Annotated in this window: 19 protein-coding genes and 1 tRNA gene; 12 read left to right on the top strand and 8 right to left on the bottom strand. The window is 57.1% G+C overall.

Annotated features, from left to right (window positions below; genetic code table 11):
- Positions 1-252: 252 nt before the first annotated feature.
- Positions 253-888: a class I SAM-dependent methyltransferase gene (locus K9U38_RS09055; protein ID WP_224494013.1), complete on the top strand. Its 636-nt coding sequence runs from the start codon at positions 253-255 to the stop codon at positions 886-888.
- A gap of 30 nt (positions 889-918) precedes the next feature.
- Here the strand turns inward: K9U38_RS09055 and K9U38_RS09050 are convergent, their stop codons facing one another.
- Positions 919-1,128, bottom strand: coding sequence for a hypothetical protein (locus K9U38_RS09050; protein ID WP_224494012.1), 210 nt, complete (start codon positions 1,126-1,128; stop codon positions 919-921).
- A gap of 673 nt (positions 1,129-1,801) precedes the next feature.
- Here K9U38_RS09050 and K9U38_RS09045 point away from each other — a divergent pair.
- Positions 1,802-2,032 (top strand): hypothetical protein, encoded by a 231-nt coding sequence (locus tag K9U38_RS09045; RefSeq protein WP_224494011.1) that lies wholly within the window; start codon positions 1,802-1,804, stop codon positions 2,030-2,032.
- A gap of 345 nt (positions 2,033-2,377) precedes the next feature.
- On the opposite strand, the gene K9U38_RS09040 is transcribed toward K9U38_RS09045, so the two are convergent.
- Both K9U38_RS09040 and K9U38_RS09035 read right to left on the bottom strand, forming a co-directional pair.
- Complete coding sequence (locus K9U38_RS09040) at positions 2,378-3,607, bottom strand: epoxide hydrolase family protein (RefSeq protein ID WP_370631873.1); 1,230 nt, start codon at positions 3,605-3,607, stop codon at positions 2,378-2,380.
- 577 nt (positions 3,608-4,184) lie between these two features.
- Positions 4,185-4,260: transfer RNA gene (locus tag K9U38_RS09035), tRNA-Lys, on the bottom strand.
- A gap of 279 nt (positions 4,261-4,539) precedes the next feature.
- Here K9U38_RS09035 and K9U38_RS09030 point away from each other — a divergent pair.
- The 3 genes from K9U38_RS09030 to glmS all read left to right on the top strand — a co-directional run bounded on the left by K9U38_RS09030 (position 4,540) and on the right by glmS (position 8,718).
- Complete coding sequence (locus K9U38_RS09030; RefSeq protein WP_224494009.1) at positions 4,540-5,286, top strand: cytochrome c biogenesis CcdA family protein; 747 nt, start codon at positions 4,540-4,542, stop codon at positions 5,284-5,286.
- Between the two features lie 137 nt (positions 5,287-5,423).
- Positions 5,424-6,785, top strand: coding sequence for a bifunctional UDP-N-acetylglucosamine diphosphorylase/glucosamine-1-phosphate N-acetyltransferase GlmU (gene glmU / locus K9U38_RS09025; protein ID WP_224494008.1), 1,362 nt, complete (start codon positions 5,424-5,426; stop codon positions 6,783-6,785).
- Between the two features lie 109 nt (positions 6,786-6,894).
- Positions 6,895-8,718, top strand: coding sequence for a glutamine--fructose-6-phosphate transaminase (isomerizing) (gene glmS / locus K9U38_RS09020; protein ID WP_224494007.1), 1,824 nt, complete (start codon positions 6,895-6,897; stop codon positions 8,716-8,718).
- A gap of 54 nt (positions 8,719-8,772) precedes the next feature.
- On the opposite strand, the gene recG is transcribed toward glmS, so the two are convergent.
- Entirely contained in the window at positions 8,773-10,881 is a 2,109-nt protein-coding gene (recG, locus tag K9U38_RS09015; protein WP_224494006.1) for an ATP-dependent DNA helicase RecG, read from the bottom strand.
- 109 nt (positions 10,882-10,990) lie between these two features.
- On the opposite strand from recG, the gene K9U38_RS09010 reads away from it, so the two are divergent.
- Positions 10,991-11,278, top strand: a complete 288-nt coding sequence (locus tag K9U38_RS09010) for a succinate dehydrogenase assembly factor 2 (RefSeq protein WP_224494005.1) — start codon at positions 10,991-10,993, stop codon at positions 11,276-11,278.
- Positions 11,279-11,319: 41 nt separating this feature from the next.
- A complete protein-coding gene (mfd, locus tag K9U38_RS09005) occupies positions 11,320-14,820 on the top strand; it encodes a transcription-repair coupling factor (protein WP_224494004.1) in 3,501 nt (1,166 codons plus the stop codon).
- Between the two features lie 75 nt (positions 14,821-14,895).
- Here the strand turns inward: mfd and K9U38_RS09000 are convergent, their stop codons facing one another.
- Positions 14,896-15,561 carry a DsbA family oxidoreductase gene (locus K9U38_RS09000; protein WP_224494003.1) on the bottom strand — a complete coding sequence of 222 codons (666 nt, stop codon included), beginning with the start codon at positions 15,559-15,561 and terminating at the stop codon, positions 14,896-14,898.
- An 18-nt stretch (positions 15,562-15,579) separates the two neighbouring features.
- Positions 15,580-17,397: an extracellular solute-binding protein gene (locus K9U38_RS08995; protein ID WP_370631872.1), complete on the bottom strand. Its 1,818-nt coding sequence runs from the start codon at positions 17,395-17,397 to the stop codon at positions 15,580-15,582.
- Positions 17,398-17,671: 274 nt separating this feature from the next.
- Here K9U38_RS08995 and K9U38_RS08990 point away from each other — a divergent pair, with 274 nt between their 5' ends.
- Positions 17,672-18,292 carry an invasion associated locus B family protein gene (locus K9U38_RS08990; RefSeq protein ID WP_224494002.1) on the top strand — a complete coding sequence of 207 codons (621 nt, stop codon included), beginning with the start codon at positions 17,672-17,674 and terminating at the stop codon, positions 18,290-18,292.
- A gap of 51 nt (positions 18,293-18,343) precedes the next feature.
- On the opposite strand, the gene hspQ is transcribed toward K9U38_RS08990, so the two are convergent.
- Positions 18,344-18,676 (bottom strand): heat shock protein HspQ, encoded by a 333-nt coding sequence (gene hspQ / locus K9U38_RS08985; RefSeq protein WP_106710689.1) that lies wholly within the window; start codon positions 18,674-18,676, stop codon positions 18,344-18,346.
- 99 nt (positions 18,677-18,775) lie between these two features.
- On the opposite strand from hspQ, the gene K9U38_RS08980 reads away from it, so the two are divergent.
- A complete protein-coding gene (locus tag K9U38_RS08980) occupies positions 18,776-19,720 on the top strand; it encodes an AEC family transporter (protein WP_224494001.1) in 945 nt (314 codons plus the stop codon).
- A gap of 132 nt (positions 19,721-19,852) precedes the next feature.
- A complete protein-coding gene (locus K9U38_RS08975) occupies positions 19,853-21,199 on the top strand; it encodes an Nramp family divalent metal transporter (protein ID WP_224494000.1) in 1,347 nt (448 codons plus the stop codon).
- Between the two features lie 20 nt (positions 21,200-21,219).
- Here the strand turns inward: K9U38_RS08975 and K9U38_RS08970 are convergent, their stop codons facing one another.
- The gene (locus K9U38_RS08970) at positions 21,220-22,416 is read right to left on the bottom strand and encodes a UbiH/UbiF family hydroxylase (RefSeq protein ID WP_224493999.1); all 1,197 of its coding nucleotides are present in this window, start codon (positions 22,414-22,416) and stop codon (positions 21,220-21,222) included.
- A 191-nt stretch (positions 22,417-22,607) separates the two neighbouring features.
- Between K9U38_RS08970 and pcsA the strand changes: the two genes are divergently transcribed.
- Complete coding sequence (gene pcsA, locus K9U38_RS08965; RefSeq protein WP_224494092.1) at positions 22,608-23,330, top strand: phosphatidylcholine synthase; 723 nt, start codon at positions 22,608-22,610, stop codon at positions 23,328-23,330.
- The gene (locus tag K9U38_RS08960; protein WP_224493998.1) at positions 23,330-24,307 is read left to right on the top strand and encodes a quinone oxidoreductase family protein; all 978 of its coding nucleotides are present in this window, start codon (positions 23,330-23,332) and stop codon (positions 24,305-24,307) included. Before pcsA ends, K9U38_RS08960 begins: the two co-directional genes overlap by 1 nt.
- Positions 24,308-24,351: the final 44 nt, after the last annotated feature.

Raw genomic sequence — 24,351 nt, 5'->3', positions numbered from 1 at the left:
AGTGGTTATGCTGACCGCGAAGGCTCCTAGACCCCTAGCGCCCCCTTTTGCGGTTCGCCATTTGGGAGGAGCATCAATAAGACAAGGGCCTCCCCAGCCTCGTCTGTGCTCCTCCCTCTTTCTCGGCAATGACCCGCAATTGCGGGCGCGCTGGCCTTAATCATCCCAAACGGCACAAAGCGCCATTTTCACGGTTTCGCATGATACTCGGGCGACTGGGTGTTAAACTCGGTCGTCAATGAGGATAGTTTCATGACCGCGACAGATCGACAGGCACACTGGCAGAATGTTTACAGTACCAAGGCAGAGACTGAGCTTAGCTGGTACGAGGACACTCCGGAGTTTTCGTTGTCCCTGCTTCGCGAAGCAGGATTGAATCCCGAATTGTGCGTCATTGATGTGGGTGGCGGTGCGTCGCGATTGGTAGATGCTTTGCTGGCATCCGGTCAAACCCACGTGAGCGTACTTGATCTATCCAGCGCAGCCCTCGCGACCGCGCAATCTCGACTGGAGAATGCCAAGCGGGTTCACTGGATTGTATCGGACGTGACCGTATGGACGCCCGACCGCCAATACGATTTCTGGCATGATCGCGCCGCCTTTCATTTCCTCACTGCGACCGCCGATCAGCAGGCGTATGCTCGTGTGCTGTCACATGCTGTCAAAAAAGGCGGTAAAGTCATCATCGGCACATTTGCCATTGATGGTCCGGAAAAATGCAGCGGCCTGCCGGTTATCCGACATAGTGCCGAAAGCATTCAAGCAGTTCTCGGCGAACACTTCGAGCTTGCCTCGACGCGACGGCACGAACACACAACGCCTTGGGGGGCAGTGCAGAATTTTCAGTTCAGCACGTTTGAAAAGGTTGCGGATGCTGACGCCAGTTAGTTTCGTGAGGATGATCGAGAATATCTGCGATCACTTCGATTTCCCATAATGTGGAGGATTGGACAAAATTGGATCACAGTGCGTTGCAATACCCAACCAAGCCAACCCCAGAATTGACAACAGGACAGCTATAACTGGCCTTAATGGGTGAGCGTTGATGTTCGTCGCGTGATTGTCACTCCACACGGCTTCAAACTCCTTGCCTGCACCTTGTTTGTCTTTGTTTTCGTCCTTGTCCATACGCGTATCCAAGCATATCGACCTTAAAACTTTCACTTATCGCATAGCCTTCGAGCTGCCATGACTAACCAATGCCGCAACTCGGCATACTTTGCTTCTAAGGGGAGGTTTAACTGGAGGATCGATGTGCTTGGCCGCACGACGAAGACAAAAGTTGACCAGCACTACCGCGATGCGTCGTTGGCGATTTGCCTTGAATATTGCTCTCGGCTTACTTCTTGCAAAGTGCACATCCTGAACTCCGGCGTATCTAGCTGATGACCCTGGGCAATGCACGTTCGGTCGATTTGATCCGCGAGTTGCCCCATTTGACTGTAGGACATTTCCTGCAGCGGCGGTCTGGATTGGCAGCCTGTCAAAGCCAATGCACCCAAGAGCAGTGCTTGTTTGGTAAAGATTGCTTTCATAGCGTCAACCATCCGCCAAAGCGGTTGACGATGGATTAATGGCGTGTGCCATCACGCGCAGGATCAATTGACTCTCCTACAGCCGCAATTCGGCATTGGTTCCTTATGCAGGAAAATGTTCGTACATCGGTTATCGTCAAACAACCTTTGCGAGGTGGCCTATGAATGCCTTACGGCATCATAAATCGCCTGAGCTTCTTCTGAACGCTTCGTTAATCGAATCGGTGCAGCCTTTTCTTGTGCGGTCCGCCAATTGGAGGTTCGAGGTGTTTTTTACGCGCATAAGCTATGTGGCAGCATTCTTCTTTGGAATTTTTGGGGCACTGCAATTCCTTGGCGCAATCCTCGTCATGCAAGGTTATTTGCCCGATCAGCCGCTGTCGCGATATACGACCGCGCCAACTCCGGGCGCATGGCTCGATCACGCCGTCTTCATGGTTCTCGTTTCAGTCGCCTTGGGAACGCTCGCCGAAATCAGCCGTTCCCTACAAAAGTGACAAGCGCAGCCGGCTCTCAGGCTGCTGGCCCTTGTAGGTTCTTTGACTTCTGTTGATACGCCTCTGGCTCAATTTGTGTTTTTGGACGAGTCACCTCCCAATCGAAGCTCCGACCAACGGAGACTTCAAAACGTGACAGACAGCCAAATTGCCGGCCTTGCCAGCCAAGGCTTTGGTCTTGCATCAGCCGCCATCCTGTACTGGCAAACGTAGCGGGACGCAAGTTGATCAGAACTAATTCGATGCGTCGCTGGCAATGGATTATTGCAATTCCCGACGACAACCGCGGCAGCAGGTTGCTGCTCCCGGCTGTCAGCAAAACACAGACAGCCGGGTTAGCCGAACTCAGCGCAGCGTTCGGAATGCTGTCCAGAGGTCTTGCGTCAGTAATTTGGGCTGTTCCCAAGCGGCAAAGTGACCGCCTTTATCAACTTTGTTGTAATGGATAAGATTGGAATATGCCTTCTCTGCCCAACTGCGTGGCGTTTGGTAGAGTTCGTCTGGAAATGCGGTCACCGCCACCGGAACCTTCACTCCTTTAGGCGTGAAGAAAGGAAGCTTGTTTTCCCAATAGAGGCGAGCGGCTGAAACACCCGTATTGGTCAACCAGAACAATGTGCAATTGTCGAGCACATCGTCAGGCGTGAGGCCCTCGGCCTCTCCGTCAAACGATCGCGCGATCATCTCCAAACTTCGGGCATCATGGTCGAGCAAAAAGGTTGCCAGGCCGATGGGCGAGTCTGCAAATGCCACGCCCGTCTGCGGTCGAGTTGCCATCCAGAAGGCGTAGTAAACCTTCTTGTAGAAAGTAACGAGTTGGTCGTATGTGCTTTTCTCCTCATCGGATAGACCAGCCGGTGCTGGCGCTCCGCCGAAAGCTGCTCCGTTAATATCTTCAGGGACTGCGCCAGGCATATTGACGTGGATGCCGACCAATTCTGGTGGTGCTCGCACGCCGATCATTTCAGTCACAACCGCGCCCCAATCACCGCCTTGGGCAACGAACTTCGTGTAGCCAAGGCGCTTCATTAAAGTGATCCAAGCGTCCGCGATCCGTTCTGGTCCCCAGCCGGTCGTGGTGGGTTTTCCGGAAAAGCCGTAACCCGGCATCGATGGAATAATCACATGGAAGGCATCCTCGGCACGCCCGCCATGTGCCGTGGGATCTGTCAGCGGCCCGATAATCTTTAACTGCTCCACAATGGAGCCCGGCCACCCGTGGGTGACAATTATTGGAAGAGCATTTTCATGCTTGGAGCGAGCGTGAATAAAATGGATATCCAGCCCATCGATTTCGGTGATGTAGTTTGGCACGGCGTTAAGCCGCGCCTCGGCCTTGCGCCAGTCATACTTATCACGCCAGTGTGTCAAAACCTGTCGAACGGTCTTCAGCGGCACGCCTTGTGAAAAGTCATCGACGGTTTCTTCCTCGGGGAGACGGGCTTTTGACAAGCGCTCGCGCAAGTCCTCCAGTACCGAATCTGGAAAAGCAACCTCAAATGGGCGAATCATACCATCTACTGCTTGGTCTGCCATGGGTATGCTCCTGCTGGTCAGGCCAAGACAAAGAGACATATTCCTCACAATTTGACCCCGTAGCATCTCCTGTGCTCAGTGGACTTGGCCGTGAAGGTGCGCGCCGTGATGCTAGCGTCCGGTCTGAGCGGCGTGGACGCCGCACCATGATCTCGAAACGGCGAAAGAGCAACCTGATATTCGTGAGGCGGCCAGCTCGCGCTTCAACTTAGTTTTCGAAGGCACCGGAGAAAGGAAGAGTTGGCGCGTCAAGCAGACCAGTCAGGGAACATTCAACCGACAGCTCGTCCCCCTCATCGGTGGCGGGCTTTTTCGTTTTGAGGGACTTCACGAGCAGGATCATTTTCATAGCCGGATATTGGCATCACGACGCGCTAAACGAGCGAAAACAAGGTCTGAGAGCTACTGACTGGCGACATTAGATCTACTGATTTTGCGTCAGTTGCCGTGATTTTTGATGACATGAATCGATTCAGAATGACTTTGAAGGTGATTTTTGCGCCCGATACGCGCCCGAAACGGCAAAAACAGGGTGGGGGGAGTCAAAACGTCCCGTTGACGCTTCGTTACGCAGCGTCTAAGTCATTGAATTGCAAGTGATTTTTGTGCTTGGAGATGGTGAGCGCGCAGGGATTCGAACCCTGGACCTACTGATTAAAAGTCAGTTGCTCTACCGGCTGAGCTACGCGCTCCCGAACGAAGCCAGTTCGGTGGCCTCGGGAAGTGCGGCGGAACATAGGGTCGACTTGCCGATCGGTCAACAACTATTGTGCGCAGTTTCCGCAACAAAACGGCTTGTTTGGGCCAACGTTGCTAATTTTTGTTCCAGACAGCGCGAAATCCTACCCCGCCGTTTGACTGAATGGTCCGCTGAACTGCGGATTTCCCGGCGGGCTGGCGAAAAGGTGATTGGAATTCCTTCGAGATTCGGCTTACTCCACGGCCAAACTGAAAAGCATGAAGGAGCGCGAATGGCGCTTGATGTTTCCTACCTGACAGCTGCTGGCGCCGGCGCCCTTTCTTTTCTTTCGCCATGCGTGCTGCCGCTCGTTCCACCCTATCTTTGCTACATGGCCGGCGTGACGGTGGAGGATTTCCGTTCTGACCACACGGCCAAGGCGATCTCGCCGGTGCGGCAGGCATTGCTGATGTCCTCGTTCTGCTTTGTCCTCGGCTTTTCCACCGTGTTTGTGCTGCTCGGGGCCGGAGCGTCGACGATCGGCAGCTTCCTGCGGATGTGGCAGCAGGAGATCGCCATTGTCGCAGGCGTCGTCATTATCCTGATGGGACTCAACTTTCTTGGCGTCTTCAGGCTGGCGTTCCTTTCGCGCGAGGCGAGGTTCCAGACACAGGGAAAGCCGGCCAGTCCGATCGCCGCCTATGTGATGGGACTTGCCTTCGCATTCGGATGGACACCCTGCATCGGACCGGTGCTCGGGCCGATCCTGGCGCTGGCGGGAGCCCGGGATACGGTTGCGGACGGTGCCTTGCTGCTGGCGATCTATTCGCTCGGGCTCGGCGTTCCTTTCATCATTGCAGCCCTGTTTTCCGGCATGTTCATGCGTTTTCTGGCCGGTTTCAGGACCCATCTCGGCAAGGTGGAGAAAATCATGGGCGGATTGCTGGTTCTCACCGGTGTCCTGTTCCTGACGGGCGGCCTGCAGACATTCTCATTCTGGCTTCTCGAAACATTTCCCATCCTCGGACAACTCGGCTAAACAGGCGGAAGTTACCTTGTTGGAAACCAATCTCGTGCCAGTGTCCGGCGCGACATTGCTCCTACGAGCATCTTAACGAGAACTGCAAAGCGGTTTCCGTCCGAAGTAAAATGAACGACTGATCTGGAAGTTTGACGATGGCCCTACGTTCCTGCCTCACGGTTATTCTCGCTGCCGGTGAGGGTACGCGCATGAAATCCTCGCTGCCAAAGGTCCTGCACCCGATTGCCGGTCTGCCGATCGTCGCCCACGTGGCACGGGCAGTGCATGGGGCTGGCGGTAGCGATATCGCACTTGTGGTCGGCCGTGGTGCGGCCAACGTCGAAGCCGCTGTTCGCGCGGTCGTAGCCAACGTCTCGGTACACCAGCAAACGGAGCGGCTCGGTACGGGCCATGCGGTGCTCGCGGCACGGGATGCCATTGGCGCCGGCTATGATGACGTCCTTGTGGTTTTCGGCGACACGCCGCTGGTTGAATCCGCAGCGCTGGAGCAGGCGAGGGCAAAGCTTGCCGGCGGCGCCGACGTGGTTGTCATGGGGTTCCGCCCGGACAATCCCCACGGTTATGGCCGGCTGATCGAGCAGAATGGGCGGCTTATCGCGATCCGCGAAGAGAAAGACGCAAGTGACGCCGAGAAAAGAATAGGTTTCTGCAATGGCGGACTGATGGCCTTGCGCGGCGACGGTGCGCTGGCGCTCCTCGGCCAGATCACCAACAACAACGCCAAGGGTGAATATTATCTCACGGACGTGGTGGAGATTGCCAATGCGCAAGGCAAATCGGTCGTAGCCATCGAAATTTCACCGGACAATGTGATCGGCATCAATACCCGGGCCGAACTCGCAGAGGCTGAGGCAATCTGGCAAAACCGCAAGCGCCGCGCCATGATGCTGGCAGGCGTGACGATGCAGGCGCCTGAGACCGTCTTCTTTGCCCATGACACGCTGATCGAGGCCGATGTGGTGCTCGAGCCGAACATTGTTTTTGGCCCTGGGGTTTCGATTGCCAGCGGAGCAGTGATTCACGCCTTCTCGCATCTGGAGGGCGCAAAGGTTGGAACGAACGCGACCGTCGGACCCTTTGGCCGCCTGCGGCCCGGGGCCGATCTTGCCGCCAAGGCGAAGGTGGGCAATTTCGTTGAAGTGAAGAACGCAAAGATCGGTGTCGGCGCCAAGATCAGTCATTTGACCTATATCGGCGACGCGACGGTCGGGGCGGAAGCCAATGTTGGCGCAGGTACAATCACCTGCAATTACGACGGCTACAACAAGGCCCTGACCGAAATCGGCGCCAATGTCTTCGTAGGGTCGAACAGCTCGCTGGTCGCACCGGTCTCCATTGGCGACAATGCCTATATCGCCTCTGGAAGCGTCATAACAGCCGATGTACCTGCGGATTCCCTGGCCTTTGGTCGTGCGCGGCAGGAGATCAAGGAGGGCCGGGCGGTGCAGTTGCGCGCGCGCTATGCGGCGCAGAAACTAGCCAAGAAGGCGGACTAGATCAGCATCGACAGTTTATGCAAGATTGCGCAATGGAAAGTGACTTTCCGCTGAAGCGAATTTGCCATAGGCGGGAGCAACAAAAGAATATGGGGCATCGGAGTTTTGTATGTGCGGGATCGTAGGAATTATCGGGCGGGAACAGGTTGCGCCATTGCTTGTGGACGCACTCAAGCGGCTGGAATATCGCGGCTATGACTCCGCCGGCGTCGCCACTCTACAAGACGGAGTGCTTGACCGCCGCCGCGCCGAGGGAAAGCTGGTCAACCTCGACAAGCTGCTGAAGGAAAATCCGCTTGGCGGAACGATCGGGATTGGTCATACACGCTGGGCGACCCATGGTGCCCCGACAGTGCGTAACGCGCATCCGCACACGACGCCACGTCTGGCGGTCATCCACAATGGCATCATCGAGAACTTTGCCGAATTGCGTGCCATGCTCGAGAAGGATGGCTACGTCTTCCAGACCGAGACGGATACGGAGACCGTCGCACATCTGGTCACGCGGGCCATGGACGGTGGCCTTGATGCGGTTGAGGCTGTTCGCCAGACATTGCCGCACCTGCGCGGCGCATTTGCCATCGCCATCATGTTCAAGGGCGAGGAGGACCTGCTCGTCGCCGCACGCAATGGCCCCCCGCTTGCCGTGGGATATGGCGATGGCGAGATGTATCTGGGATCCGATGCCATTGCGCTTGCCCCCTTTACCGACAGCCTGTCCTATCTGGAGGATGGCGACTGGGCCGTGCTGACCCGCAGCGGCGTCACCATCTATGACGAGACAGGCGCCAACGTCGACCGCCCCATTCAGAAGTCCGCCGGTACGGCATTTCTGGTCAGCAAGGGCAATCACCGCCACTTCATGGAAAAGGAAATCCATGAACAGCCGGAAGTCATCTCCCACACGCTGGCAAACTACCTTGATTTCTCCAAGGGCACGATCCGCGCCGGAAGCGCACCTGTCGATTTCGCGAGGATCGACCGCATAGCGGCCTCGGCGTGCGGCACGGCCTATTATGCCGGACTGGTCGGTAAATACTGGTTCGAGCGCATTGCCCGGCTACCTGTCGATATCGATGTAGCTTCGGAATTCCGCTATCGGGAAATGCCGCTTTCGAAGGACAGCCTTGCGCTGTTCGTTTCCCAGTCCGGCGAAACGGCCGATACGCTGGCGTCGCTGCGCTACTGCAAGCAGCAGGGACTGGCGATCGGGACGATCGTCAATGTCAGGGAATCGACGATGGCGCGTGAATCCAACACCGTTTTCCCGACTCTCGCCGGACCGGAAGTCGGCGTAGCATCGACCAAGGCCTTCACCTGTCAGCTTGCGGTTCTGGCATCACTGGCTGTTGCCGCTGGCAAGATGCGTGGCACGATCAATGATGAGGAAGAGCGCCAGCTTGTGCGCGAACTTTCCGAAATTCCGCGTTTTGCAAACCAGGCGCTGCGGCTTGAGCCGCAAATCGAGGCGATCAGTCGCGATCTCAGCCAGGTCAAGCATGTGCTTTATCTCGGGCGCGGCACGAGCTTCCCGCTGGCACTGGAGGGCGCGCTGAAGCTGAAGGAAATCTCCTATATCCACGCCGAGGGATATGCAGCCGGCGAACTCAAGCACGGGCCAATTGCCCTGATCGACGAGTCGATGCCCGTCATCGTCATTGCACCCTATGATCACTGGTTTGAAAAAACCGTCTCCAACATGCAGGAGGTGGCCGCGCGCGGTGGCAAGATCATTCTCATCACCGACGAGAAGGGCGCTGCTGCCAGCACGTTGAAAACGATGCACACCATCGTCCTGCCGGACATTCCGGAGATCATTGCCCCGATCATCTACGCCCTACCGATCCAGATGCTGGCCTACTATACGGCCGTGTTCATGGGTACCGATGTCGACCAGCCGCGCAATCTGGCGAAATCGGTAACGGTAGAGTAGAGCAGCTCCAAAAGCGGGAAGTGGTCTCCTTTCCGCAAGGGCGTTGAAAAAAGCTCAACCGGCTCGCAAGAGCCGGACCGCTTCATCTCTTTCAAACAGGTAAAGCAGGATGCGCAGGGCCTCACCGCGCGCGCCCTGCAACTCAGGGTCACGCGTGAGAATATAGCGTGCATCCTTGCGGGCAATTTCCAGCAGATCCTGATGCGCCTCGATACTGGCAAGGCGAAAACCCGGAGTTCCGGACTGGCGTGTTCCCAAAAGTTCGCCTTCGCCACGCAGCTTCAAATCCTCCTCGGCGATGCGGAAACCATCCTCCGTCTCGCGCATGATCTTTAGGCGGGCCTGAGCGACTTCGCCGAGTGGTCCCTTGTAAAGCAGAAGGCAGGTGGACGGCTTGTCACCACGCCCGACACGCCCGCGCAACTGATGCAACTGCGCCAGACCAAAGCGTTCGGCATGCTCGATGACGATGATCGTGGCATCGGGTACATCGACCCCGACCTCGATCACCGTGGTGGCTACGAGCAGCCGTGTCTCGCCGTTCTTGAAGGCAAGCATGGCCGCATCCTTTTCCGGACCGGACATGCGGCCATGCACCAAGCCTATCCGTTGGCCGAGAAGCGGCTGCAGGGATTCAAAGCGGTGTTCCGCCGAGACGAGATCCACCAGCTCGGACTCCTCGACGAGCGGACAAATCCAGTAGATTTTCTGCCCCTCGGCAATGGCCGTGCGCATGCGTTCGACCAGTTCGCTCAGGCGTTCCATGGGAAGAATGGCGGTGGTGATCGGCCTGCGACCGGCTGGCTTCTCCGTGAGCTTGGAGACGTCCATGTCACCGAATGCGGTCAATACCAGTGTGCGCGGAATCGGCGTTGCCGTCATGACCAGCATGTCCGGGGCCGTTCCCTTGGCGGTCAGCAACAGGCGCTGATGAACCCCGAAGCGATGCTGTTCGTCGACGATCACCAGCACCAGATCGTGATAGGTGACCTTTTCCTGGAACAGGGCGTGCGTTCCGACAATGATATGCACGGCACCCGCGCGAAGCCCGTCCAGAATCTCCTCTCGCTCACGGCCCTTTTCGCGGCCGGTGAGCAGCGCAACGCGCAGGCCGGCCTTCTCGGCCAAAGGCGCAATGGTGGCAAAATGCTGGCGCGCCAGCACTTCCGTTGGCACCATCAGCGCCGACTGACCGCCGGATTCTGCAGCGTGAGCCATTGCCATGAGTCCGACGACAGTCTTGCCTGAGCCGACATCGCCCTGGAGCAATCGCAACATGCGCTCGCCCTGTCGCAGATCGGCGATAATTTCCTTGATCGCTTGGCCCTGACTGTTCGTCAGGTAGTAAGGCAATGCCTCGGCAATTTTTGCCCTTATGCGGCCGTCGCCCTCGAGTTTGCGCCCGGAAAGGCGCTTCGTTCTTTGGCGGACAAGCGCCAGCGCCAACTGACCGGCAAGGAATTCATCATAAGCCAGGCGCCGGCGTGCCGGATGATCAAGAGCGATGTCACCCGGATCCTGCGGATTATGCAATATTTGCAATGCCTCGCGATGCGATGGCAGCTTGAACTCGCTGATAACCGGCGCATCGATCCACTCCGGCAATTGCGGGGCCTTGGCCAGCGCTTCCTGAACGCCGCGTGCGAGCACTTTCGGCGAGAGCCCCGCAGTCAGTGGGTAGACCGGCTCGACCAGCGGAAGCGATGCGGCATCCTCGATACTGGTGACGTGATCCGGATGGACCATCGATGGGCGGCCATTGAACCATTCCATGGTTCCGGAAACGATCACCGTTTCGCCTACCGGCATAATTTTTTCGAGCCATGCCTGCTTGGCATGAAAGAATGTCAGGCTGATTTCACCGGTATCATCATGTGCAAAGACACGGTAAGGCACATTGCTGCGTCCGCTCGGCGAGGGCTGGTGACGATCTATCCGCACTTCCAGTGTGACGATTGCACCCTCCGGCGCATAGGCAATGCCGGGTCGATTCCGGCGATCGATCACGCTGTGCGGCGGAAGGTAGACGAGATTGCCCACACGAGGATCGGTTCCTGGCGGCTGGGTGCCAAGGAGTGTGGAAAGCAGACCGGACACTTTCGGACCAATGCCAGAAAGCGAGCGGACGGAAGCGAAAAGGGGATCGAGCAGTGATGGACGCATAAGTAACGTTTAACGGCTTCGATGTGCGTTGCAAGGCTGACAGACGCCGTCAGGCAGGCTATACCGACCCGCACTCACCATAAACACCCAAGGCAAATGGAGCTTGCTCATGACTGGAAGCAGTCGCACCACCGCTGACTTGCAGCCCCGGCAGCGTAAAATACTGTATCGCTCCTGGCATCGCGGCATGCGGGAAATGGACCTGATTCTCGGACAGTTTGCCGATACTCATATTGAGACCTTGTCCGACGACGAACTTGACCAATATGAAGCATTGATGGAAGCACTTGACCGGGACCTGTTGAAATGGGTTACGGGAGAGGCCAATGTTCCCGCTGAATTTGATACGCCGATCTTTCGCAGGATTGTCGCGTCCCGCAATAGCATGAGCTCCTGAGTTCACGCCTGCAGCATTACCGGAAAATCTGAAAACTCAAAATGACAGCGTTCTCCAAACTCGGACTGAAACCTGACACCAATGGTCATGTGGTCATCGACGGCGTCGTCGATGGTTTTGAAGCCTTTGCCTTGGCCAAGGTTGTGGCCGAAGCTGGCGCGGGTGGCCCTGTGCTTTTCATCGCCCGCGACGGCCAACGGGTTGCTGATCTTGAACAGGTCCTGAACTTCGTCCAGCCGAACTTGCCGGTGCTGCAACTTCCCGCGTGGGATTGCCTTCCCTACGACCGGGTGTCTCCAGGGGCCGATACATCCGCACGGCGCCTCGCCGCCCTGGCAGGGCTGGCATCCTTGCGTCAGAACAAGCATCCAGGCGTCATTCTGGCGACTGCCAACGCCATGCTTCAGAAACTGCCGCCGCGAAAGCTTCTCGCCGATCAGCTGTTCCTGGCGAAGCCGGGTAATAGAATTGACATGAATTATCTCGTTCAACGCCTTGAAAATAATGGCTTTGAGCGCGTTCCTACCGTGCGTGACGTGGGCGAATATGCGGTGCGCGGGGGTATTCTGGACCTGTTTGCGCCGGGCGCTGACGAGCCCCTGCGACTGGATTTCTTCGGCGATACGCTCGAGACAATCCGCACCTTCGATCCCGCCTCGCAGCGTACGTCGAGCCAGAAGACCGAATTCTCCATGCAGCCGATGAGCGAAATCACGCTGTCACCGGAGCTAATCAGCCATTTCCGGACGCAGTACGTCTTGAAGTTCGGGGCACCATCCCGCGACGACGCGCTGTATCAGTCGATCTCCGAGGGGCGCCGCTTCGCCGGAATGGAACATTGGCTGCCGCTGTTCTACGAGAGCCTTGAAACCGTCTTCGATCACGCGGGAAACATGCCGGTTGTGTTAGATCATCTTGCACACGAATCGATGGTCGAGCGCCACAAGCTTGTCCTCGATCATTACGAAGCACGCAAACGGCAATCCGACGGCAAGGAACCTGGCGATGCTGTGCCGTACAAGCCCGTCGAGCCTGGGGCTCTGTATCTGACGCCGCAACAGGTCGAGGCGGCTGCGGCAGCCTCCGGCATGCGTATCGATTTCACGCCATTTGATGCCCCGTTCGTATCCGGGCGATCGGTCATTCACGCCGGAGTTCATCGCGGGCGCACCTTCGTCGAGGAGCGTACGCAGAAGGAAACGAACGTCTTCGACAGTGTGGTCAAGCACATCGGCGCGGAACGCGCCGCGGGCAAGAAAGTCTTGCTGGCTGCCTGGAGCGAGGGTACCCGCGACCGGCTTGTACAGGTGCTGAATGAACATGGCCTCGAAAAGATCGAGCTTGTGGACGATCTGCGAACCGTCAAAGCCCTGGCTCGCGACAAGATCACCGCCGGTGTCCTGTCGCTGGAGTCCGGTTTTGATGCGGGTGAACTGGTCGTGGTCGCGGAGCAGGACATCCTCGGAGACCGGCTCATTCGTCACTCGAAACGCCGTAAGCGCGACCGGGACTTCATCAGTGAGGTCGCAGCTCTCAACGCTGGCGATATTGTGGTGCATGTGGACCATGGCATAGGCCGTTTCATCGGCCTGCGCACGATTACCGCTGCCGGCGCCCCCCACGACTGTCTCGAACTGCATTACGCGGGCGATGACAGGCTGTTTCTACCGGTCGAAAATATCGAGCTTTTATCGCGGTTTGGCTCTGAAAGTTCGACTGCTGTCTTAGACAAGTTGGGTGGTGGTGCATGGCAGGCCCGCAAGGCTAAACTCAAGAAGCGGCTGCTCGATATAGCAGGCCATCTTATTCGCGTTGCGGCCGAGCGGCAGATGCGCGGAGCGCCGGTGCTGACGCCCCCGGACGGGCTCTACGGAGAATTTGCGGCGCGGTTCCCTTACGACGAAACAGAGGATCAGGATCGCGCCATTGATGCCGTCATCGATGACCTGGCACAGGGCAGGCCAATGGATCGACTTGTGTGCGGCGACGTCGGTTTTGGCAAGACCGAGGTTGCCCTGCGTGCGGCGTTCGTCGCGGCGCTGAATGGTGTACAGGTCGCGGTCGTTGTCCCGACCACGTTGTTGTCCAGGCAGCATTTCAAGACCTTCTCATCCCGGTTCCAGGGCCTGCCGGTCAATGTGGCGCAAGCGTCGCGCCTTGTTGGATCAAAGGAACTCGCCGATAACAAGAAGGGCATTGCCGAGGGTCAGGTGGACATTGCCGTAGGCACGCATGCCTTGCTCGGGCAGGGCATCAAGTTCAAGAATCTCGGACTTCTGATCATCGATGAGGAGCAGCACTTCGGCGTCAAGCACAAGGAGCGCCTGAAGGAACTGAAGTCAGACGTGCACGTGCTCACCCTGTCGGCGACGCCCATTCCCCGCACTTTGCAGTTGGCATTGACCGGTGTGCGCGAGCTTTCGCTCATAACGACCCCACCTGTGGATCGCATGGCAGTACGCACATTCGTGTCTCCGTTCGATCCTCTCGTGATCCGAGAAACCCTCCTGCGCGAACGCTATCGCGGCGGTCAGAGCTTCTATGTCTGCCCGCGTATTTCCGACTTGACCGAAATCAAGGAATTTCTGGATGCCCAGGTACCGGAACTGAAGGTCGCGGTCGCGCACGGGCAGATGGCTCCGGGCGAACTCGATGACATCATGAATGCCTTCTATGATGGCCAGTATGATGTGCTGCTTTCGACAACGATCGTCGAATCCGGTCTCGACATCCCAACGGCCAATACGATGATCATCCATCGGGCGGATATGTTCGGCCTGTCGCAACTCTATCAGCTGCGCGGACGGGTCGGCCGGTCAAAGCAGCGCGCTTATGCGCTGTTCACGCTGCCCGCCAACAAGCTCCTGACGCAAACCGCCGAACGTCGCCTGAAGGTGCTGCAGTCGCTCGATACACTCGGCGCCGGGTTCCAGTTGGCAAGCCACGACATGGATATCCGTGGCGCGGGCAATTTGCTTGGCGAAGAACAGTCGGGCCATATTCGCGAAGTTGGTTTCGAACTCTATCAGCAGATGCTCGAAGAGGCGGTGGCGGAGATAAAGGGCACCGGCGAGGTCGAGGACGGAAACTGGTCTCCACAGATATCGATCGGGACCGCCGTCATGATCCCCGAAACCTATGTTCCTGATCTGCAGTTGCGTCTCGGCCTCTACCGGCGGCTGGCGGATCTGGAGGAACTGCAGGATATCGACGGTTTTGGCGCCGAACTGATCGATCGCTTTGGTCCATTGCCGGAAGAGGTCCAGCATCTGCTGAAGATCGTTTATATCAAGGCGCTGTGCCGCCGGGCCAATGTCGAGAAACTCGATGCGGGGCCGAAAGGGGTAGTCGTTCAGTTCCGCAACAAGACGTTCAACAATCCGGCTGCCCTGGTCAAGATGATCGGTGAGCAGGGCGCCATGGCCAAGATTCGCCCGGATCAAAGCATTGTGCTGGTGCGTGACTGGCCAACAGCGGAGAAGCGCCTGAACGGTGCAGCCGTCGTGATGACGCAGCTCGCAAAGCTGGCAGAAGCGGCATAGGAAACTTGTAGAGAAAATTCCCCGAACGGCAGTTGCGGTCCGTGCCATCCAGAATGGAACGCCCCAGCAGAGGTCTCAGACCGGACGGGGCTCAAAGCCGTCTGCCGTCTGGCGGATGGCATCGGCGAGAGCATCGGCCGATTGGGCACCCATGACGGCATATTTCTGGTCGAGGATGAAGCAGGGTACGCCCCGGACGCCTATCTGGTTTGCGGTGTCGATTTCCTGGCGCACCCCGACGCTATCGGCGTCGGTTGGCAACAGGCTGGCGACGATCGCAACATCCATTCCAGCCTCTGCGGCGGCCTCCAGCAACACCTGATGGTCGCCGATATTCTTGCCCTGCTCGAAGTAGTACGAGAAAAGAAGACCGACTACGGCATCCTGAACGTTGGGATTGGCCTGGGAGGCCCAGCGTATCAGGCGGTGCGCATCCAGCGTATTCGGGCTGATTTCGATTGCTTCGAAGTCGAATTCGATGCCTTCTTCCTTGCCAAGCGTGATCAATTGCTGGTGGATCTCAAAGACCCGGTCGGAGCTGCCGAATTTCTCCTGCATATAGCGATTGCGATCCTTGCCTTGCCGCGGAATGGTGGGGTCAAGCTGGAACGGACGCCAATTTACGGTCACGTCCAGATCCGGATTGAGCGCTAGTGCATGCTCCAGGCGCTTGCGGCCGAGAAAGCACCAGGGGCAGACAACATCCGACACCACGTCGATCGTAAATTTCTTATCGGTCATGATTTCACTCTGTCTCTTCTATCGTTTGTCCGACCACCATGACGTGAACTGGTAGCCGTTTATGGACGTCTTCTCCGGGTGCTTGATATGGGACCAGCGGGCAACCCATTGCGCCGGTTGGTAATAGATCGGCACGAAGTAGTTTCCGGAGATCAGTACCCTGTCCAATGCACGAACCGTGCTCACATATTCATCCTGCTCGCGCGCCTCGAGCATTTTGCCGATCAGGGCGTCTACCGCAGGATCAGCGACACCAGCATAGTTGAAACTGCCGTTCGAGTCTCGGGACTGGCTGCTCCAGCGCCTGAACTGCTCGAAACCTGGGGAAAGCGTTCCCGAATAAGCGCCAAGGATGACGTCGTAGTCAAAGGTCTCGAGACGCTTCTGATATTGCGCATCATCGACCGTCCGAATGGTTACCCCGATGCCCAGACGCTCGAGCGTCCGCTTGTAGGCAAGTCCCAGCCGCTCTTCGGCGACAGAACGCGTGAGGATTTCGAAGGTCAGGGGCAACCCCTTGGGATCAAGCAAGGTCTCGTCCTTGATCGTATAGCCTTTGCTCATCAGCACGTCATAGGCGCGCTTCATCTCCTTGCGATCCCGCCCGGAACCATCTGTTTTCGCCGGTTGATATGTTCCGTCCATCACGTCCGGCAGGACGGCATCGGGGTAGGGCGCCAACAACGCCCGTTCGGTCGCGTCAGCCGGCTTGCCCAGTGCCGAAAGCTCCGAGCCCTGCCAGTAACTGCCCATCCTCTGATAACGATCTGCGAAGAGATTGCGGTTGGTCCATTCAAAATCGAACATCATGGCGAGAGCGCCACGCACGTCCCTGTCGGCGAACTTTTCACGCCGCGTGTTGAAAGCAAACCCGAACATGTTTGCTGGCGACTTGGTTTCAAATGTCTCCTGCACGACCCGGCCATCCTTGAAGGCGGGAAAGTCGTAGGAGGATGCCCATTTATTGGGATCACCTTCCATGAAGACGTCGAACACACCCTTCTTGAAGGCTTCGAACTGCGACTGCTCAGTGCGGAAGTACTCGACCGTGATCGTGTCGAAATTGTTGAATCCGCGCCGGCTTGGGATGTCAGCCGCCCAATAATCCGGATTTCGCTTGTAGATGATCCGTTGACCAGGCTGGACCTGGGATATGATGTAGGGGCCACTGCCAACCGGAACAGCCAGCGGCGAACCGTCGAACGTGTCGCGGTTGATGGCATGTTTTGGCAAGATCGGCATCAGGGCCAGAATAAGCGGGAACTCGCGATCGGCCTTGTCGTTGAAGACAAAGCGGATACCACGCTCTCCTACCTTCTCCATCGCCGCGATGCGGTCCTTGCGCTGCTTGTATTGCGGAAGACCCTTTTCGGCCAGGATGTCGAACGTGAAAATCACGTCGTCCGGCGTGACGGGCTGTCCGTCGGAAAATCGTGCCTTTGGATTGAGCGTAAACTCAACCCAGGTGCGATCATCATTCGTCTCCACCTTTTCGGCAAGCAGGCCGTACATCGTGAAAGGCTCATCAGCGCTGCGCTGCATGAGGGTTTCATAGACAAGATTGCCGAACTGCGGATCGTTGAAGATTCCGCGCGCCGTTGTTCGCAGGCTCTTCACCAGAAATGGATTCAGACTGTCGAAGGTACCCACCACGCCATAGGTGATCGAACCGCCTTTCGGAGCGTCGGGATTCACATAGGGAAAATACTGATAATCCCCGGGCAGGGCGGGTTCGCCGCGCATGGCGATTCCATAAGTGGGCTCGGCGATTGCGGCGGTCGCACCCAAGCATGCCGCGCTCGCAAGCACCAGAATCTGGAAACTCTTCTTCAACATCGTCTCAACCTTGCGCTCTTAAAGCGGGGATTTAGCCTGATTCGTGCCACAGACTACCATTTGACGACGATTCTGCGGCGGAAGGCGTATAATGATGCCTGCGAAACCGGAAGACAGCCAAAAGTAGTCTGGATTTGCATTAACATGCAGTGTAACACGGCGTTCGATATCAAGGGTCACTCTGTTGCCGCATTTGGTAACCAAAGCCAGACGAGCAAAATCAGGATGATCAAGAAACACTTCGGATAAGTGCGCTGAAAGGAACCAGTTGACCATGTCCACCCCTAAGACTTTCGCTGCAACCGCATCCATCGCGGGTGCCATTGCATTACTCGCCGCCGCGGCAGTACCAGCCACAGCCCAGCAGCAGAGAGCGCCGCAGGGTTGGTTCAAGGTTTGTTCCAAGCAGGAAGAGAACGACATCTGCAACACGCAGAACATCGTGACGGCCGACAGCGGCCAGTTGCTGACCGCCGTCAATCTCATCGAGATCAAGGGCAAGATCAATCGCAAGATCTTCCAGGTATCGGTTCCGACTGGCCGCTTGATTCCTCCAGGTGTTGGTCTCCAGATCAATGGCGGCAAGACCCAGAAGATCGACTACGCGATCTGTTTCCCGGATCGCTGCATCTCGGAAGTTGCGCTGTCCGATGAGCTGCTTGCTTCCTTCAAGAAGGGCAATCAGCTGACTTTGACGTCGGTCAACTTCCAGAACAAGCCCAACCCGATCAATGTCGCTCTGACCGGCTTTACCCAGGCCTATGACGGCCCCGGCATCCAGCAGAACGAACTCGAACAGCGCCAGAAGACACTGCAGGACGAAGTCCAGAAGCGTCAGAAGGAGTTCGAAGACAAGATGAAGGCCGAGCAGGCGAAAGCCAAGGCGGGCCAATAAGCAAAAGGGGACGCGTCAGCGTCCCTTTTTCATTTCACGGGCAGCGGTTTACTAGTTGATGTGCGGACGCTTGACCCGGTACACGCCATTTTCCAGCTTCTCGAACACATTCTTGATCTGCGGATGCCTCAACGGCACACCCGTCGTATCCGGAACCAGGTTTTGCTCCGAGACATACGCGACATACTCACTGTCGGCGTTCTCGGCAAAGAGATGGTAGAAGGGCTGGTCACGGCGCGGCCGGACCTCTTCCGGGATCGATTGATACCATTCTTCCGTATTGTTGAACTCCGGATCGACGTCGAAGATTATGCCGCGGAAGGCGAAAATCCGGTGGCTGACCACCTGACCGATCTGGAATTTTGCATGTCGTATCTGTGTCATACTCGTCATTCGATGTAGATATCTGTTTCTGTCAAATCCCGCGAGTTCGAAAGACCTACTCCCCATCCGCCTTGCTCGTGGCAACCTTCAAAGCCCATCATGCTCGACGTATTCAACCTTGTGCTTCCATTCTTTGGACTGATTTTTCTCGGCTTTTTCGTGGCCAGGATCAATCGCCAGCCTCTGGAAGCATTGGGATGGATGAACACCTTCATCGTATATGTGGCGTTACCGGCCCTGTTTTTCCAGATCCTTTCAAAGACCCCGGTTGCCGAGTTGACGCAGTGGTCGTTCATCATCGGTTGTACCGTATCAACGTTCTGTATCTTTCTGGCAATGTTCCTCGTCGGTTTCGTACGCACCGGAAAGATTGACGAAAGTACAATCCAGGGCCTTGCCGCCGCCTATGGAAACATCGGCTACATGGGACCGGCGCTCGCGATTCTGGCCTTTGGCGCGCCTGCCGCGGTGCCGGTAGCGCTTATCTTCTGTTTTGACAACACGCTGCATTTCGTCATGGCGCCAACGATGATGGCGGTATCCGGCAATGACAACCGCTCCGCACGCGATCTCGCGATAGGCGTTCTGCAGAAGATCTTCGGCCACCCCTTCATCATCGCGACCATTCTTGGAGTAACTTCGGCGATTATTGGCTTCGAGCCGCCCGTTGCCCTAGAAAGGCTCATCGACTTCCTCGCCAGGGCTGCAGCGCCTTGCGCACTGTTTGCCATGGGCGCCACGCTTGCCTTGCGACCGTTGAGGCGCATTCCCAATGAACTTTATCTCATCGTCCCGCTGAAACTTCTCATTCAACCTGCATTGATCTATTGCATCCTCAGCCTGGTGGGCGACTTTCCGCCGATCTGGGTCAGTACGGCCATGCTGATGGCCGCTTTGCCAACGGCAACCAACGTTTTTGTTATAGCGCATCAGTATGGCGTTTGGGTGGAGCGAGCGTCGAGCTGCATCCTGGCAACGACCGTGGCCTCAATCGTCACATTGACACTCTGGCTCTATGTCATGACCCATGGTTGGATTCCGTGACATCGCCATGTGCGCGTGGCATCCGGCTTAATTCGGGAGCACACATTATTTGGTTGTGTTTTGGTACTTGCGGCAGCAAATTATGTCTATATATAGTTGCGAATGATTTGCAATTGCGATTAAGGGAATTTCATGGATCAAATACGGCAGGCGGCCGACACACCTGAGGGTTGGCGGCACGCACAGGGTGAAGCGTCGTTGTCTGACGTTCATCGTTCTATTGCCGTAAGTTCAAGTGGTCCAGGTTGGCGCCGCGCCGCGGCATTCATTGGTCCAGGTTACCTCGTAGCAGTCGGCTATATGGATCCGGGCAATTGGGCAACGTCGCTCGCTGGAGGCTCCAAATTCGGCTACACGCTGCTCGTTGTTGCGCTGGTTTCCAACATCATGGCAATCGTGCTGCAGGCATTGTGTGCCCGCCTCGCAATCGGATCGGGCAGGGACCTTGCGCAGGCCTGCCGCGACGCTTATCCGAAGCCGGTTGCCTACGGACTGTGGTTTCTGGCGGAGATCGCGATCATCGCGACCGATATTGCGGAAGTCATAGGCACGGCCATCGGCCTCAACCTGATTTTCGGCGTACCGCTCGAGATCGGCGTCCTCATCACGGCGCTTGATGTTTTCCTCATCCTTTATCTGCAGAAGCTCGGTTTCCGCTGGGTCGAAGCGTTGATCATCACCCTGCTCGGCGTGATTGCCGTCTGCTTTGCCATCCAGATTTTCCTGGCGGATCCCGAATGGGGCGCCGTCATCAAGGGATTTGCGCCGACAACTGAAATCGTGACCAACCCCGAGATGCTCTATCTGGCACTGGGTATTCTTGGCGCAACGGTCATGCCTCACAATCTTTACCTGCATTCTGGCATTGTGCAGACGCGCAACTACGGCCCGACTCTGCCCGAAAGGCGGCAGGCGCTGAAATACGCCACGATCGATTCGACCATAGCGCTGATGTTTGCCTTGCTGATCAATGCATCGATCCTCATCCTTGCGGCGGCGACATTCCACAAGACCGGTCAGACTGACATTGCGGAACTGGGCGAAGCGCACTCCCTGCTTGCGCCATTGCTAGGACTGGCCATCGCGCCAACATTGTTTGGCATTGCTCTGCTTTGCTGCGGCATAAACTCCACAGTGACGGCGACGCTCGCCGGACAGATCGTCATGGAAGGCTTCCTGCACATCAAGCTGGCGCCTTGGCTGCGGCGGCTTATCACGCGGGGCATTGCCATCATCCCGGCGGCATTGGTGACGATCTGGTACGGTGAAAACGGGACGGCGAAGCTGCTCGTGCTGACACAGGTTGTCCTGAGCCTTCAGCTCTCGTTCGCGGTATTTCCCCTGGTCATGTTTACGGCAAGCAACGCAAAGATGGGCGCGCTTGTCGCACCACGCTGGCTCTCGGCCTTCGCGATGTTCATTGCCGTTGTCATTGCCGGCTTGAACGTGAAGCTCCTGAGCGACTTCGTGCTGGCCTAGCCCCTTTTGGGCTGGAGGGTCTAGTGTACGGCTCTTTTGAGGGGCAAGCGAAAGCCGCTCCCGGGCCGCAAGCCTTCGCGCATGACGAAGCTGCGCAGTGGTGAGAACGTACGCAATAGCTCCAGGCTGCCACTGCGCACCATCTGAACTGGCAGCAGGTCGGACAGCAGCGACCGGTTGAGCGCATCGACGGCTCCGGTTCTCGCAATGATGTCGGGCCTGCGTTTGCGGTTATAGGTTGAGATGACCGACGCAGCGCCAAGGTCGGTGCCATCATTTGGCAGCGTTTCAAGCAGCGTTTCGACATCTCTCACGCCAAGGTTGAGACCCTGTGCGCCGATGGGCGGAAACACATGGGCGGACTCGCCGGCAAGGAACACGCGGTTGCGCGAGAACGATGTCGGGACCAATCCCGAGAGCGGCCAGCTTTGCGGATCGACGTCGATCGTGACCGCACCAAGCATGGACTGCATTCGTTCTTCAACCCGGGTGGCGAGCTGATTGCGATCGAGCTCCAGCAGTTCCACGGCATGAGCCGGCGCCGTAACCCAAACCAGACTTGAGCGCTTACCGGCCAGGGGTACCTGCGTGAACGGTCCTTGCTCGGTGTGAAATTCAGTCGAAATATCATGATGTTCGCGGGAATGGCTAAAACTCAGCACAATGGCTGTCTGATTGTAGCTCCAGGTGCGCGCTGATATGCCGGCTGCCTCCCGCGCGAGCGATGAACGGCCATCGGCGGCGACCACGATATTGGCGGTGTAAAAGGAACCATCACTGGCTTCGACGGCGATCGCCCCATCAGTTGCGTGGTAATGACTGGCCGAAGCGGCGACATGCCTGATGGACGATTGCTTCAAAGCATCGCTGAGGACAGACGTCAAAGTGACGTTCGGAATATTGTATCCAAACGCACTTTCATTGATTTCACTTGCCTCGAAGGTCACAGCGGGACTTCTGATCAGCCGGTTTGTACCATCTAGGATGCGCATGGTCGTGATGGGAGCGGCGTGGGGCTCTATGGCTTCCCATAGGCCGATCTTCTGCAGGAACGTGATCGCCGGCATCATGAGCGCGGTAGTGCGCTTGTCATTGCCCCCCTGAATCGTCCCCAAGCTGATGACGTTGTCAAAGGCCTGGCCAATCGCGATAGCAGCAATCAACCCCACATGGCCAGCCCCCGCAACAACAATCGGATCGGTTCTGGTGTCGGTCATGGTTGCCTCCGTTTCCAAGCTGATCGAGCTTTCAACAGTTTATATCTACTTGATTGCTTGCGCTTTGGGCTATTTTCAACAAAAGCTGATCGCAAATCGCTCGCCGCTGATAGGATATACCAGCGAATGGCGAATTATCATGCAGCAGATTGGCGCGGACCGTGAAAAAACCTACCTTGCCCAAGGGTGTCATGCCCAAGAAAGTGACGGCCCCACAGGCCAAAGCATTCTCGGTCCACCTGCTCACGGCGTCCGGTTCTTTTCTCGCCTTTCTGTCGGTTGTGGCGGCAAGTGAAGAAAGCTGGACAGCGATGTTCTGGTGGCTCGGGCTTGCGCTCTTCGTCGATGGCATCGACGGGCCGATAGCGCGCAAGCTCGAAGTGAAATATGTGCTGCCGAACTGGTCCGGGGAACTCCTCGACAATATCATCGACTATATGACTTACGTGCTCATTCCAGCCTTTGCGCTGTATCAGCGCGGCTTCATGGGCGAAGGATTGTCCTTCCTTGCGGCGGCGATCATCGTGGTTTCGAGCGCCATTTACTATGCCGATACGGGCATGAAGACCAAGGAGAACTTCTTCAAGGGGTTCCCTGTCGTTTGGAACATGATTGTTTTCACGCTGTTCATTGTACGCCCCGGAGAATGGGTGGCCTTCGGCATCGTTCTTGTTGCGGCAATCGTGTCCTTCCTGCCGGTCTATTTCCTGCATCCCGTGCGAGTGCAGCGGTTGCGACCGCTCAATCTCGCCATATTCTTCCTGTGGTGCGGATTCGGCGCAATCTCGCTGTTCCAGGAGCTCGATTCGCCGCTCTGGGTCCGCATTGGCATTTCAGTGACAGGCATCTATCTGTTCTGCATCGGGGCGGTCATGCAGGCATTCCCCAATCTCGGACGTTCGGAGAAAGTATGATGGTCAAAGCTGTTCGTATTCATCAACTCGGCGGGCCGGAAGTACTGACCTATGAGGATATCTCCATCGCTGCGCCGGGACCCGGTGAAGCGCATATCCGCAATGAAGCCATCGGGCTCAATTTTCTCGATGTCTATTACCGGACAGGACTCTATCCATCGCCAAGCGCTCTGCCGCTGATTCCTGGGCATGAAGGGGCCGGTGTCGTGCTGGCGGTTGGCCCGGACGTCAAGGATTTGAAGGCAGGCGACCGCGTGGCCTATACGAATCCCATAGGGGCCTATGCCGAGGAACGGCTGATCCCGGCGGATCGTCTCGTCCAGGTACCGGACGCGGTCAGCTCGCGTCTCGCAGCGTCAATGATGCTCAAGGGGCTCACCGCGCAATACCTGTTGCGGCAGACGTTCCCAGTAAGCAAAGGCGATACCATACTGTTCCATGCGGCTGCCGGGGGCGTTGGCCTGATTGCCGGGCAATGGGCAAAACATCTCGGCGCGACGGTCATTGGTACGGCCGGCTCCGATGAGAAGGTCAAGCTGGCGCTGGACCACGGCTACGATCACGTCATCAATTACAAGACGGAGAATTTTGCCGAACGGGTGAGAGAATTGACCGGCGGTAAAGGCGTCGACGTGGTCTACGATTCCGTTGGCAAGGATACGTTCGACGGCTCGCTGGATTGCCTGCGCCCGCGCGGCATGCTGGTCTGTTTCGGCCAGTCTTCCGGACCGGTTCCACCCTTCGACCTCGGCATATTGTCGCGCAAGGGTTCGCTCTATCTGACAAGGCCGACATTGTTTGTTTATGTAGCGGCGCGTGACGCCCTGGTGGACGGCGCAAAGGAGCTTTTCGATCTGGTCTCAAAAGGGATCATTCGCATCGAAATCGGCCAGACCTACGCTCTGAAGGATGTCGCTGACGCCCACCGCGATCTTGAGGCTCGCAGAACAACCGGCACAACAGTGCTTATTCCTTAAGCCATCGCGATTGATGCCCGAATAATGTGCGTAAATGGCTTCAA

It is taken from the genome of Phyllobacterium lublinensis, from assembly GCF_020164435.1.
GTDB classification, from domain to species: domain Bacteria; phylum Pseudomonadota; class Alphaproteobacteria; order Rhizobiales; family Rhizobiaceae; genus Phyllobacterium; species Phyllobacterium lublinensis.
The sequence above is the reverse complement of the archived record's forward strand: the minus strand, read 5'-3'. Positions and strand labels throughout refer to the sequence as shown.

Bases quoted from the DNA above. Each gene is read 5' to 3' on its own strand.
- K9U38_RS09030 (WP_224494009.1), top strand. From the start codon at position 4,540: ATGGCGCTTGATGTTTCCTACCTGACAGCTGCTGGCGCCGGCGCCCTT.
- K9U38_RS08990 (WP_224494002.1), top strand. From the start codon at position 17,672: ATGTCCACCCCTAAGACTTTCGCTGCAACCGCATCCATCGCGGGTGCC.
- glmS (WP_224494007.1), top strand. From the start codon at position 6,895: ATGTGCGGGATCGTAGGAATTATCGGGCGGGAACAGGTTGCGCCATTG.
- hspQ (WP_106710689.1), bottom strand. From the start codon at position 18,676: ATGACACAGATACGACATGCAAAATTCCAGATCGGTCAGGTGGTCAGC.
- recG (WP_224494006.1), bottom strand. From the start codon at position 10,881: ATGCGTCCATCACTGCTCGATCCCCTTTTCGCTTCCGTCCGCTCGCTT.
- K9U38_RS08970 (WP_224493999.1), bottom strand. From the start codon at position 22,416: ATGACCGACACCAGAACCGATCCGATTGTTGTTGCGGGGGCTGGCCAT.
- K9U38_RS09055 (WP_224494013.1), top strand. From the start codon at position 253: ATGACCGCGACAGATCGACAGGCACACTGGCAGAATGTTTACAGTACC.
- glmU (WP_224494008.1), top strand. From the start codon at position 5,424: ATGGCCCTACGTTCCTGCCTCACGGTTATTCTCGCTGCCGGTGAGGGT.
- K9U38_RS08975 (WP_224494000.1), top strand. From the start codon at position 19,853: ATGGATCAAATACGGCAGGCGGCCGACACACCTGAGGGTTGGCGGCAC.
- K9U38_RS09050 (WP_224494012.1), bottom strand. From the start codon at position 1,128: ATGGACAAGGACGAAAACAAAGACAAACAAGGTGCAGGCAAGGAGTTT.
- K9U38_RS09040 (WP_370631873.1), bottom strand. From the start codon at position 3,607: ATGTCTCTTTGTCTTGGCCTGACCAGCAGGAGCATACCCATGGCAGAC.
- K9U38_RS09010 (WP_224494005.1), top strand. From the start codon at position 10,991: ATGACTGGAAGCAGTCGCACCACCGCTGACTTGCAGCCCCGGCAGCGT.
- K9U38_RS08960 (WP_224493998.1), top strand. From the start codon at position 23,330: ATGGTCAAAGCTGTTCGTATTCATCAACTCGGCGGGCCGGAAGTACTG.
- K9U38_RS08980 (WP_224494001.1), top strand. From the start codon at position 18,776: ATGCTCGACGTATTCAACCTTGTGCTTCCATTCTTTGGACTGATTTTT.
- K9U38_RS09000 (WP_224494003.1), bottom strand. From the start codon at position 15,561: ATGACCGATAAGAAATTTACGATCGACGTGGTGTCGGATGTTGTCTGC.
- pcsA (WP_224494092.1), top strand. From the start codon at position 22,608: ATGCCCAAGAAAGTGACGGCCCCACAGGCCAAAGCATTCTCGGTCCAC.
- K9U38_RS08995 (WP_370631872.1), bottom strand. From the start codon at position 17,397: ATGTTGAAGAAGAGTTTCCAGATTCTGGTGCTTGCGAGCGCGGCATGC.
- mfd (WP_224494004.1), top strand. From the start codon at position 11,320: ATGACAGCGTTCTCCAAACTCGGACTGAAACCTGACACCAATGGTCAT.